Source organism: Campylobacter rectus, from assembly GCF_004803795.1.
GTDB lineage: Bacteria > Campylobacterota > Campylobacteria > Campylobacterales > Campylobacteraceae > Campylobacter_A > Campylobacter_A rectus.
Window position 1 is genome coordinate 553,675 of record NZ_CP012543.1, and the last position, 12,445, is coordinate 566,119.

Below are 12,445 nucleotides of genomic sequence, written 5' to 3' on the forward strand. Positions count from 1 at the left end.
AATGAAAAAGGGGAAGAAAACGCTACTTTTAAGCCTTGCGACGCTTAGTATAATTTCCTCTCCCCTTTTGGCGGAGGAAATTTTTAACGAGGCGGCCGGGCAAGAGCAGCAAGACGAGCAAATAAGAAATTTACAAAACCAAAAGGATCTGAATCATCTTTTTGAAAATTCAAAATTCCCGGTCGACGACTATATCTATAAAGCCGGGAAGAAAGCGCCGAGCGAAGACGGGCAAAATTTAGGCGAAATTTTAAAAAAATTAGAAGAGCTCGAAGCCAAAAAGCAATCCGGGCAGATCGCGCCAGGAGCGCCGGCCGCTACGCCCGAAGATATGACGAAAGAGCAAGAGCAGATGGCGCAGCGCGCTAGAGATAAGCAAGAAGAGCTAAAAGCTAAGCAAGAGAGCCTAAAACAAGAAATAAGAAGAGACAACCAAGCCGCCTATGAAAACAAAATGCGCGAGCTAATCAGAGCTCAAATTTTAGCTAATCGCAACAATGAAATAAAAAACGTAAATCAGAACTCATCAAAATACGGCGCCGACGGCTTTTCAAATCAAAAGAGTATAGACATTAGCACGAACGAGCATAGACTATACCGCACCATCAGAGCCGGACGGCTGATCCCGGCAATTCTAACGAGCGCGATAAGCTCGGATTTAAGCGGAATAGTAACGGCTCAAATAGAGCAAGACATATATGCCGCGATGGGGCGAGCGGTGCTGATCCCTCGCGGAAGTAAAGTGATAGGCTTTTATACCAACGATACCAAAATCGGGCACGAAAGGCTGGAAATCAGGTGGCGGGAGATAATCACGCCGCAAGGAATAAATATAATATTGACCGATGCAATGGCCGCCGATAATATGGGAATGAACGGAGTCGTAGGAGCGATAAATAATAAATATTGGGAACGCTACGGCATAGCCTACTCAATTTCAACGATTACAAATGCTTTACTTTTGGGTATAGCCTCAAAAATGGGCAATTCAAACAACTCTTACGCCACCGAAATTTACTCAAATGCTAGAAGCGACATAAGTAGCGTGGTGCAAGACATAATCCAGCAGCAAAGCCAAATCAAGCCGACCATAGAAATCAAAAGCGGAAGCCGTATATTTTTAGTGCCTACAAATCATATGTGGTTTGCAAAACCGAAAAACGGCGAAGTGATGATGCAATATTTTAACGATTAAAGGGAAAGCCGATGCAATACGAGCAAATCAAAAGCCAAGTTAAGACCGAGCTACAAAATAAAAAAGCAAACGATAGACTACTAAAACGCATAGCAAATCAGCTAAAAATTACCGAAAAGGCTGAGGCAAACGCTGCAAAAGAAAGGCAGAAGCTAGAAAAGCTAGTGCAAGAAAAGAACGATTTAGCGGGTGCAAATGGCGCGAGCACAACGGAAGCAAGCCAAGAAGAGTAAAATGAGCGAAAGCATAATTTTAAATAACATTTTAGGCGTTTTAAAGCCGTATTTGACGCTGCGGGCAAACGAACTAATATTTAATCGGCCATGCGAAATAAACATAGACTACGGCGACCACTGGGAAATAGTGCAAGACCCAAAGCTAGATATAAAATTTCTAAATAATTTTTTGATCGAGCTAGCCACTAGGAGAAATCAGCGCTTCGACGAAACGCATTGCCACCTCTCATGCGAGTTGCCCGATCCGTTTTTACGTTACCGCATCCAAGCGCAGCACAAATCAAGTCTGTTTAATAGCGATATCGCAATCTGCATAAGAATACCCAGCAAAGAGGCCTTTAAATTAGAAAGCTTCATCCTAAGCCAAAACGTGATAAACGAGGGCTGGACTTACGAAAAAATCAAAGAGTTGATCCGGGATAAGAAAAACGTACTTTTAAGCGGCGGAACTGGAAGCGGGAAGACCAGCTTTTTAAACTCGCTAATGGGCGAAATAGACCCGGGCGAGCGAGTAGTCACCATAGAGGACAGCCAAGAGCTAAGGGTGGAAAACGTTAATAAAACGCAGCTGGCCGTACCGAAAATCGCTACCGAAATTTACAGCTATCAGGTAGCGATCGACAATGCGATGCGTTTGCGACCAGATAGGCTATTTTTAGGCGAGATAGACATCCGTAATACCTTTTCATTTTTAAGAGTAAACAACACCGGGCATGCCGGAAATTTAAGCACCTTGCACGCAAATAATCCCAAAGACGCCATAAAGGCCATTAAAACCAATATTATTTTAGGAGGCGGCCTATCAAGCGTGGACGATCGCATGCTAGATAGCCTTATTGTTACGGCGATCGATTACATCATCCAAATAGCTAGAGTAAAAAATCAAAGAGTGATAACGGATATTTTAAATTTAAAAGAACTAGACATTGCAAAGATCGTAGCATGAGAAAAGTAGCCGCGCATTTTATATATTTTACCGAAGCCGACGCAAGGGTGCTGAAACGCCTATCTCAAAGACGCAATGAAAGCAAATCAGCAGTAATTCGAAAGCTGGTACATGTAGAAAAATACGCTGACGTGCTAGAACGGATAGAAACGAATAACGAAATAATAAGCGAATTCTTACGAGAATTCGGTCGCTTGGGAGTAAATTTAAATCAAATCGCCTATCATCTAAATGCAAACATTACTGGTCCCGAAGAAGCCAAAAACGACCTAGAAAAAAATATGCGGGGTTTCGCAATAGCCATAAAAGAATTAAGCGCAAAAATGGAAGATTTAAAAATTAAAATAGATGTCAAACACACTAAAACGCCGAGCGGCGAGGAAGAAAAAGGGGATGAAAATGGATAGTTCAAAAGAATTTACCGCTAAAAGATGGGCTTGGGCTTTCTTCGTTTCGCTTATAATGGGCGTAGTGCTATATTTGGCGGTAGTCAAGGTTATTTTTAATCCGGATTTGATAAACGTGCCGGCGGTAGCGTATAAAATTTTAATAAATATAGGCGCGCCGACGCTAAAATTAAAGGCTTACGTCGCATTATTTACGCTGATCGCCCCGTTTTTGGTAGTCTTTACGTGGTGGCTATTGCCGTATTTTAGAGACGGCGAAGATTACGGCTCGGCAAGGTTTGCGACACCTGAAGATTTCCCTAAAATGAATATAAACTATAAAAACGGTTTGGTGTTAGGATGCCACAATATAGATAGTGATAATCCGCAGTTTTTAAGGGCTACGCAGCCGCTCTCAACGCTAGTGGTAGCGCCTCCCGGAAGCGGTAAAACGGCGGGCATGATTATCCCAAATTTATTAAGCGTGCTTAATTCTTGCGTAACGCTGGATATCAAAGGCGAACTATACAAAAAAACGGCCGGGTATAGGCAAAAATACTTCAATAACGAAATTCAGCTATTTTCCCCTTTTAGCTGGGATAATACGCTATTTTTTAACCCGTTCGATCGCTCGATCGTTAAAGACATGGAGTATATACATATCAAAAAATTGGCCGAGCAGATAGCTTCTACCATTTTCGTAGGCGAAAAAGGTAACGAAAACGATCACTGGATAGTATCGGCAAGAACGATGTTCGTATTTTTTGCCGAATACTTTATGCAAAGAGATAGACACGCGACGCTAGCGCAGCTGGCTCAAGCCCCAAAAGCCGATTATTTTGAGTATTTGGACGAAAAATTCGGCGAAGAGGCGATGAAAGAGATAGACGAGGACGATCCAGATAAAGAAAGGGAGAGAGATTACGACGTAGATACTTTTAAAATTTGGCTAAAACAGACGAGTTTTGACGAAAGTATAGACGAAAGCACGAGAAACCAGGCGAGAGCATACGCAAGAGCCGCGGACAACGAATTTGCAAGTATAAAATCGACCTACGATACGTTTATGAAAGTATTTAGCAACCCGCAAGTAGCTAGCGCGACAAGCAAGATGAGCTTTACATTCGAGGATTTAAGAGCGAAAAGAATATCGATGTACGTAGTCGTTCAGACCGAAGACATCGATATTCTAGCTCCTTTAATCCGTATATTTATAGAAACGCTATTTAAAAAATTAATGAGCGGTCAAGAGTGCAGCGATCCCGAGCGATTTATATACTTTTTCGGGGATGAGTTCGTCCGCTTCGGCAAGATGCCGTTTTTATTAGAAGCCCCTGCGCTTTGTAGAAGCTACGGGCTTTTACCGGTATTCGTTACGCAAAGCTACGAGCAGATCAAAAAATACTACGGCGAAGACGATATGAATATCGTAAAAAATAACAGCGGATATCACGTAATTTTTAATATGAATAGCGACAAAGACGCAGAGGATACGAGCAAGTTAATAGGCGACTACACCAATATTAAAATCAGCAAATCGCAAGGCAATATGGAGCTGTTTAAAAGCAATATCTCAAAGAGTAAAGAAGCCAAAAAACTAGTAACCGCTCAAGATTTGAAAAACCAAGACAGCAGCGATATTTTAATTCTCGTTAAAGGCTTTTACAAGATGCCTATCAAAGCAAAAGTGCCTTATTGGTTCAAGATGGCGCAGTGGAAAGGGGCGGACAAGCTAGAAGTTGAGGCAAAAGCCGAGCCAAACGAGGCGACCGCGCCGCAAGACGTTCATGTCGCCAAAAAAGGGAGCGGAAAAGAGGCGGAGGGTGAAGCGAAAACGGCAGAAAATAACGCAAATTTAAACCAGAGCGGAATTAATCCTGCGGACGAGAAAAAACAACAAAGAGACGAGCTGCTAAAAGCTCTAAAAATTAAAGTGGATAGGGAGTGAAATTTTATAAATTTTTATAATAAATTTATCAAAAAATTTAAAAATATAATATTTTTATTTTTGCTAAATTTAAATTATATGTAATTTTATTTTTAAATGTTTTATTATTTTTTAAGAGCTTTAATCTAAATTTTTATCGAAGATTTAAATTAGAGCCCAAAGCTCTAAAATCTACCCTAAGGAGTAAGCAATGACCTATGTAGAAAAGCAAGAGCAAGAAAAGGCATACAAAGAGTATGAGAAAAATCTTGCCGAGCGATTTGCGACAAGCGAAGACGGCGAGTTTGAAATAAGCGATGGCGAAAGCAAGGAGTGGGAATATTTAAATAAGTCCCACCAAAGCATGGAAGTCGCCGATCAAGACGAGCCCAATACCGACTCATAGCCCAAAAGCTATGAGTAAACGACAGACGTAAGGATAAAAAATGGCAACAGAACAAGAGAAAAAGGGTTGGGAGCAAATGAGTAATGCCGAGAAAAAAGAGAGCTTTGATAAATACATGAAATATAAGCTCTTTGAAGCCCACAAGACCGAGAAAGCGGACTGGCAAAGGGATATGAGTAAGGAAGAGGTAGACAATACTATGCCTTATAACGCCCTAACCGGCAAAACGTATTCAAGAGAGACCAGCATGCTTTTAAGAGCGGAGATGGCCATAAAAGGCTACGACAAGGCTCAATTCGTAACGATGGAGCAAGGCAACGCTATGGGCGGAGTGCTCAAGCTCAAGCATGACGAGCAAACCGGCGAAATTTTAAAAACCAAAAACGGCCTACAAGCGAGAGTAGACGGCGTTAAAATGCTTTATATCGCAGATCACGAGTTAAGGCCGAAATTGGACAAAGACGGCAAAGAGGTCGTAGCGACGGTAAAAGACAAAGACGGCAACGTTAGGCTCGATGAAAATACCGGTAAGGCGATCACGTACGTAGTCAAGGAAAAAATCCCGATAAAACCGCGATTAGAGACGAAAATGCTCTATCACGTAAGCCAATTCGACGGGCTAAACGAAGAAAAAATCAAGGAGCGGGATCTAACGGCCATCCAAAACTACCGAGAGACGGCCAAGAACCAAGCATACGAAGTCAGGATAGACTACGGCAAGACATTGGGAATTGGCGGAAATTTAGCAAAGCAGCTAGACAACCTAACCATAGCTCAAATCAAAGGCGTGGATTACTACAACCCGGCGCAAAGGCTTGATATGTCCAAAGAAGCCGAGAAAGCCAAAAAGCAGACCAAGCAAAAAGATAAGGGCATGGAGCAAGGCAGATAGGCTAAATCAAACTTAGGGTAGACGGGGCGAAAGCCCCAAATTTAAAGGGATTAAAATGTTATTTGAATTTTTGAATTTTTTAGGAGTCGGCGACGGGACAACCGCCAAAAAGCAACCGATAGGCGCGGATGACGCAAACATAAAAGAGGGGGCGGAAGAGTTTATCATCGAGATGCAAAGCCCGTATTTCCAAGAAGAGATCACGACCGAGACGATAATGAAAGACGGCAAAAAAATAGAAATCAAAAAGATAAAAACCTCAGAGCCGCTAGATAACAATAAGGCATTAATATCGATAAAAACCTATAAAAAAAATATAACGAGGGCGTAAAATGGCACAGCAGCAAGTAGCGAAAACGCTTTTAACGGATAGCAACTGGATAAACAAGACTCAAGCCGTTATGCAAGAAAACGTGATGAGTTTATTTGAAAAATTTTATCAAGGAGCTCACGATTTAGTTTATTCGACCGCCACGACGACGATCGTAATCTTAATAGTCGTATTTTGGCTGTTGGACAAGCTAAAAAACGGCTATCCGACGCGAGAGGAGACGTTTAACGCTATAAAATATATAATCAAGCTTTGCTTCATTTTTGCGGTTCTTAGCTCATTTAGCGCATATACCGGCGCCCTATACGTCCTGACTATACCCGAAAACATGATAACCGCGACGGTAAGCTCTATTTTTCAGAGTCAAGACTTCGGAACGATCGTGACGGAGTCGGCCAATAGAGTGGATAATTTAAGAGCTTTAATGTGGGAATACGGAACAAAGACCTATTTAAAGTCGCAAGAATGGTCTATGCTGGGATTAAGTTTTAATGGTCCGACGGATTACATAATGGCGGGAGTCGTAACGGCGTTTTTAATGATCCCGTTTTGGATATTTTACCTAGTATTTTTTATTCTACTAATCGGCATCACGATCGTTATATTTTTTAGCAAATTCGTGGCGTTTTTGATATTAAGCACGCTGCCATTGGTGCTGCCGTTTTTGATCACGCCGCGCTTTTTGCCGTATTTATGGAGCTGGTATAAGCTATACCTATCATACGCTATCATCGCCCCTTTGGCGTTTATCGCTTTAAATTTAGCGATGAATCCGATCACGGAGCTTGAAAAATATCAAAATGTCATAGGCGAATTATTTATAAAGCAGTTTGAATACTTGATAACCGGCGCGATCACTTGCATAACTGCGCTTTTCATAATCAGAAAGATACCGAATTGGATAAACGCAGTGCTAGGAACGCAGATGGAAAGCGGAGCCGGTGGAGTAATAGCAGGCGCGGTAGCCGGCGGCATAGCCGGAAAGACTTTGCTGGGCGGACTAGCTAGAAAAGCGACCGGGGGCAGCTTTATCGGCGGAGCGCTGCAAAGCTTCGGCAAGGCCACCGGCGGAAACGCAGTAGGGCAAATCACGAAAGCAGGACTAGACGCAAGCGTAAATCTTGGAAAAGATATAGGCAAGGGCACGAAAATGCTAGGAAAAGGCGTATATGACGCCTATAAAGTATTCCGCGGCGGATACGCGGTGCCGTAAGGTTTAAAATTTAGAAAATTCTTTTAAAAGGGGTAAAAATGTTCGCACAAGCTACGATCATAGGAAATTTAACCAAAGACATAGAGCTAAGATACATGGCTAGCGGTACGGCTATAGGCAATACCGCGATAGCCTCGACGCACAAATTTAATGCAGCAAACGGCGAGAAGCGAGAAGAGACATGCTTTATAGACGTAACTTTTATGGGTAAAAGCGCGGAAATAGCCAATCAATACTTGGCTAAGGGCTCAAGGATATTCATCGAGGGGCGGTTGAAATTTGACCGATGGACGGATAATAACGGACAAAACAGAAGCAAGCATAGCGTGATCGTCGATAAAATGATAATGCTTGATACCAAAGATAAGCAAGAAGCCGGGCAAAACGAGCAAGCCTATCCTACGCCACAGATAGAAAACGAGTATGAGGGTAACGCGCAAGATGCGCCATTCGAGCAATAAAATTTAACTAAGGAGTAAAAAATGGGCGATGCCGTAATTATTATCGAAAGCCCGAACAAGTGCGACAAGATAGAGCATATAACGGGCGCAAAGGTTTACGCTACCAAAGGGCATTTTAAAGAGCTAGCAAAGGAGATAGTGGTCGATTATACCGGCTATGAGCCGATATTCGAGATGAAAGAGCAAAGCAAGCACAGGATGAACGAAATTTTTAACAACTGTAAAGGCAAAGACGTCATCATAGCCACCGACCCGGACAGGGAGGGATACGGCATAGGCTACATGGTTTATGAGACGATTAAAAATATCGCAAAGAGCGTAAAGCGCGCCGAGTTTCACGAAATCACGGAAAGCGGCATCAAAAAAGGATTAGATAAAGCCGTGCCGTTTGCAAGCTCAAATTTAAAGGAATTTGATAGCTTTAAGGCGCGAGCGGTAGGCGATAAGCTGGTGGGCTTTATCATGTCGCCTGCTTACATCAACAAGCTCAACGATAAAAATTTATCCGTCGGCCGAGTCCAGACGCCCGCACTCGCCCTGATCGTAAAAAGAGAGCTTGAAATAAAAGAGTTTTTAGCAAGCCCGGCATCAAAACAGATTGACTACAAAATCAAAACAAAGCTAAAAACCAGCGATGGCGTAGAATTTACGGCCATAAACGATAATATTTTTAGCTCGAAAGACGAAGCGAACGCAAAAATCGCCGAGCTTAGCGGTAACAGAGCAAAAGTCTATCAAATAGACACAAAACAAAGCCAAATGAAGCCTCAAGCCCCGTTTAGAACCAGCCAAATGCAAGAAGCGGCAAACAAAAGGTTAGAGTTTAGCTCGGATAAGACCATGAGTCTAGCTCAAAAGCTATTCGAAAAAGGCCTTATCACGTATCATAGAACCGACAGCAATAGTCTATCAAATGAATTTATAGATGAAGTAGGCGTTAAATTCGGCAATGAAGAGTGGTACGAAAAAAGGGAGTATAAGGCCGGAAGTCAAAGCCAAGCGGAAGCTCACGAAGCGATCCGTATAAGCCATGTGCACGATTACGGCGAGATAGATGAAATAGCCGGGCGCGAAAGCCTAAGCGACGATGAAAAATCGCTTTATGAGCTTATTTTTCTAAATTCAGTCCTAAGTCAAGCCAAAAACGCCATAAACGAAAACAAAACATACGATATAGACGTCAAGGCTCTAAGCTTTAAGGCCAAGACCGGCAAATGCATTTATAAAGGCTTTAAGGGGGCTTTGAAAGAGCAGGCGGACGATGAAGACGAACGGGACAAAGATGTAGCGGAAATAGAGCTAAATTTAAACAAAGGCGATGAAGTGCAAATACTAGGCTTCGAGCTGCAAGAAGTTAAAAAGCAAGCCCCACAGCACTACAAGGAAAGCAATTTTATCTCCCTTTTGGAAAAAGAGGGCATCGGCAGGCCAAGCACGTACGCGACGTTTCTGCCTACGCTTTTAAAGCGGGAATTCGTAGTTATCGAGACCAAAGGCAAAAATCAAAATATCATAGCCACGCCAAAGGGCATAAATTTTATTGAGAGCGTCAAAGCAGACGACGAGTGGATCACGCAAAGCGAATTTACGAAGCAAATGGAGGGCGTGCTAGATGAGATAAGCGACAGCAAAGTAAATTATCTGGATTTTATAAAGCCGCTTCACGAAAAAATGGGCTTTAAAGAGCTAAGTAGCGGCGAGACCAAGCCTCCGAGCGAAGCTCAGTTAAATTTTGCGAAAAGTATAGCTTTGGATTTAAAAATAGCATTGCCGGGCAACATCGAAACAGACTGGAAAATTTGCTCGGATTTTATAAATAAGAATAAAGACAAAGCCATTCGCCCGCCGAGCGATAAGCAAATCAAACTAGCGCAAGATCTAGCAAAAGACAAAAAGCTGGAGCTGCCCAAAGGCTACGATACGGATCTGAAAATTTGTAAAGCGTTTATAGAAAAGGCATTGAAGAAGAAGTAACAAAGGATATAACATGGTCGTAAATAACACCGAAATCTTTTTTCGTGTTTGCCGTAAAACGACAATCGATGAAGAGCAAGATATAGCCGGGTTTTATTTCGGTAAAGAATATAAAGACACGTTGAACCCTGTATTTTTTGATATTTTTAAAAAATACAGGAGAAATTTAGAAAGTCGCTATGGGTGTATTATCGGCAAAGACGAATTTATATGCTTCGCAACAGAAAATAAGAAAAAATTTATTAAAGAGTTTGGTGGCGTACGTTCAGAACTAGCTTCATTTTTAGAGCCTTATTTAAATGATCCAGAGGCTGATTGCTTTGAAATTTGCTTTTTAAAATCGTATTTCGATGCAAAAAGCAAAACGGAACAAAAAGGGAAAGAATGAGCCAAATTTCAACCCAAAACGAGCTGGTAGAACAAGGCTGGATGGCGGATAAGGAAAAGAGAGCCAACGTCTATTTTGTGAAAGCCAAATACGAGATCGACGACGAGTTTTATACGAGCTTTGACGAGATCAGAGAAGAGCTACAAGACTATAAAGCGCACTTTAAAGGTAAAATCGTGGTCTGCCCGTGCAACGACGGCAAAAATAGCAATTTTTATAGATATTTCGCCTTAAATTTTAAAACTTTGGAACTAAAAAAGCTGATCACGACGACGTTTAACATCAACGAACCAAGCTCGAAAGGCACGAAAATAGAGATCACGAGTGACGGCATGAGCGAAACACAGTTGCGCGGTCAGGGCGACTTTCGCAGTGACGAAGTAAAGGAGATAATCGCGCAGGCCGACATCGTCGTAACCAATCCACCCTTCTCCCTTTTTAGAGAGCTTATAGATATAGCCCAAAGCGGTCAAAAGAAATTTTTAATCGTAGGCGGAACGTATTCGATTACCTATAAAAAGATATTTGAGCTATACAAAAATAACCAAATTTGGCTAGGAAATCACCAAGTAAATATTTTTACTCGCCCGGACGGCAGCAAAAAGAGGTTTAGCCACGTATCGTGGTTTACGAATTTAAAAAGCACCAAGCATCAAACCGGCGTAAGGCTGATGAAAAAATATAAAGGTAATGAGCACGAGTATCCGGAATACGACAACTACAAAATCATAGAAGTAACCAATTATAAAAACATACCGATCGACTACGACGGCGTAATCGGCGTGCCTCTTACGTTCTTTTTGCGGCACAACCCGGCGCAGTTTCATATACTAGGCTGCGATTTTGAGATCAAAGAAAAATACCCCGAGCTAGTCAAGCAGGACTACGCCCAAAGCAACACGAAATCAGCCGTCCTAAACGGGCAAGAGCTATTTATCAGGATAATGATTCAGCGAATCAACGGCCTTAAACCCAGAACTAGGGTAATAAATCAAATTTAGGGAGCAAATTTATTTAAAATCATGAAGAAGTCAAAGAAAACAGAATTATTTAACAGCCCCGCAAAGCGGTTTATATTGGTATTTTTAGCCATAAATTTGCTAGGGTTCGGCACGAACGTCGTTTTATATTTTTTAAAACTACCCAACAGGGTAGAAACGATACTAAACGCGGACGCTTTCTTTATAACGCTAGCCGCGATCTGCTACATCGCATTTAACGCAATGCTTTATTTAATCATAAAAATGCATTTCTTGCTATCGACTAGAAAAGAGTAGAAATTTATAAAATATTATTGTTATTTTTATGTAATTTTATCTAAAATATATCTCTTATTTTTGATATTATTTTAAGAAATAGTATTTTAATAATATATATTTTATTATTTATTAAGTTTAAGACGATATAATCATTTTAAATTTTTACGCAAAGGAGAGATGATGATAGTATCGATCTGCAACGAAAAAGGCGGCAGCGGAAAAAGTACGCTTGCCACGAACATAGCTATAAATCAAGGCATAGTAAAAGGCGAGCTGCTTTTGCTGCTGGATACCGACCCGCAAAAGTCGATCGCCACGTTTTTAAATATACGAAACGAAGAGGGGCATCCAAAGGCATTTGATTTCGCTTACAAATACGGCGAAAATTTAAAAGAATTTTTGCAAAGCGTAGATCGTGGCAAAGACATAGTCGTAGACACTGGCGGCCGAGATAGCAGAGAGATGCGAATAGCCATCGCGCTGAGCGATATAGTTATAATCCCGACCATTCCAAGTCAGTTTGACGTAAGCGTCCTAGATAAAATGGTCAATATCGTAAAAATGGCCAAAGAACAAAACGAAAAGCTACAAGCCTATATCGTGATCAATCGAGCCTCGACCAATCCATTTTTATACAAAAAGATAGACAGCCTGAAAGCATTCATCGAGGAGCTCCAAGAGGATTATATAAGGCTAGCAAGCACGATCATATTTGAGCGCGAGCGCTACAAAATAGCCACGCAACTAGGCTACGGAGTGGTCGAGATGAACGACGGCAACAAGGCGGAGCAAGAAATCAAGAATTTATGCGAAGAGATATTTTAAAAGGAT

Annotated in this window: 15 protein-coding genes; all 15 read left to right on the forward strand. The window is 41.7% G+C overall.

Annotation, left to right across the window (positions count from 1 at the left end; translation table 11 throughout):
• Window position 1: 1 nt before the first annotated feature.
• The 15 genes from CRECT_RS02685 to CRECT_RS02755 all read left to right on the forward strand — a co-directional run bounded on the left by CRECT_RS02685 (window position 2) and on the right by CRECT_RS02755 (window position 12,439).
• Window positions 2-1,195 (forward strand): DNA type IV secretion system protein ComB10, encoded by a 1,194-nt coding sequence (locus tag CRECT_RS02685; protein ID WP_004319194.1) that lies wholly within the window; start codon window positions 2-4, stop codon window positions 1,193-1,195.
• A gap of 11 nt (window positions 1,196-1,206) precedes the next feature.
• The gene (locus CRECT_RS02690) at window positions 1,207-1,428 is read left to right on the forward strand and encodes a hypothetical protein (protein WP_004319287.1); all 222 of its coding nucleotides are present in this window, start codon (window positions 1,207-1,209) and stop codon (window positions 1,426-1,428) included.
• Window position 1,429: 1 nt separating this feature from the next.
• Window positions 1,430-2,377: an ATPase, T2SS/T4P/T4SS family gene (locus CRECT_RS02695; protein WP_004319283.1), complete on the forward strand. Its 948-nt coding sequence runs from the start codon at window positions 1,430-1,432 to the stop codon at window positions 2,375-2,377.
• On the forward strand, window positions 2,374-2,784 hold the full coding sequence (locus CRECT_RS02700; protein WP_004319324.1) for a plasmid mobilization relaxosome protein MobC: 411 nt from the start codon (window positions 2,374-2,376) through the stop codon (window positions 2,782-2,784). Before CRECT_RS02695 ends, CRECT_RS02700 begins: the two co-directional genes overlap by 4 nt.
• A complete protein-coding gene (locus CRECT_RS02705; RefSeq protein WP_039888059.1) occupies window positions 2,777-4,711 on the forward strand; it encodes a type IV secretory system conjugative DNA transfer family protein in 1,935 nt (644 codons plus the stop codon). Before CRECT_RS02700 ends, CRECT_RS02705 begins: the two co-directional genes overlap by 8 nt.
• Before the next feature lie 190 nt (window positions 4,712-4,901).
• Window positions 4,902-5,096 carry a hypothetical protein gene (locus tag CRECT_RS02710; RefSeq protein ID WP_004319177.1) on the forward strand — a complete coding sequence of 65 codons (195 nt, stop codon included), beginning with the start codon at window positions 4,902-4,904 and terminating at the stop codon, window positions 5,094-5,096.
• Between the two features lie 40 nt (window positions 5,097-5,136).
• Window positions 5,137-5,988, forward strand: a complete 852-nt coding sequence (locus CRECT_RS02715; protein WP_004319172.1) for an ArdC-like ssDNA-binding domain-containing protein — start codon at window positions 5,137-5,139, stop codon at window positions 5,986-5,988.
• Between the two features lie 55 nt (window positions 5,989-6,043).
• A complete protein-coding gene (locus tag CRECT_RS02720; RefSeq protein ID WP_004319149.1) occupies window positions 6,044-6,319 on the forward strand; it encodes a hypothetical protein in 276 nt (91 codons plus the stop codon).
• Between the two features lies 1 nt (window position 6,320).
• Window positions 6,321-7,532, forward strand: coding sequence for a type IV secretion system protein (locus CRECT_RS02725; protein ID WP_004319226.1), 1,212 nt, complete (start codon window positions 6,321-6,323; stop codon window positions 7,530-7,532).
• Window positions 7,533-7,570: 38 nt separating this feature from the next.
• Entirely contained in the window at window positions 7,571-7,993 is a 423-nt protein-coding gene (ssb, locus tag CRECT_RS02730; RefSeq protein ID WP_004319264.1) for a single-stranded DNA-binding protein, read from the forward strand.
• A gap of 21 nt (window positions 7,994-8,014) precedes the next feature.
• A complete protein-coding gene (locus CRECT_RS02735; protein WP_004319202.1) occupies window positions 8,015-9,967 on the forward strand; it encodes a type IA DNA topoisomerase in 1,953 nt (650 codons plus the stop codon).
• 13 nt (window positions 9,968-9,980) lie between these two features.
• Window positions 9,981-10,355 carry a hypothetical protein gene (locus tag CRECT_RS02740; RefSeq protein WP_039888061.1) on the forward strand — a complete coding sequence of 125 codons (375 nt, stop codon included), beginning with the start codon at window positions 9,981-9,983 and terminating at the stop codon, window positions 10,353-10,355.
• Window positions 10,352-11,356, forward strand: a complete 1,005-nt coding sequence (locus CRECT_RS02745; RefSeq protein WP_004319270.1) for an adenine-specific methyltransferase EcoRI family protein — start codon at window positions 10,352-10,354, stop codon at window positions 11,354-11,356. The genes CRECT_RS02740 and CRECT_RS02745 overlap by 4 nt, the downstream gene beginning before the upstream one ends.
• 21 nt (window positions 11,357-11,377) lie before the next feature.
• Window positions 11,378-11,632, forward strand: coding sequence for a hypothetical protein (locus CRECT_RS02750; protein ID WP_050771486.1), 255 nt, complete (start codon window positions 11,378-11,380; stop codon window positions 11,630-11,632).
• A gap of 162 nt (window positions 11,633-11,794) precedes the next feature.
• Window positions 11,795-12,439 carry an AAA family ATPase gene (locus tag CRECT_RS02755; RefSeq protein WP_004319281.1) on the forward strand — a complete coding sequence of 215 codons (645 nt, stop codon included), beginning with the start codon at window positions 11,795-11,797 and terminating at the stop codon, window positions 12,437-12,439.
• Window positions 12,440-12,445 lie beyond the last annotated feature (6 nt).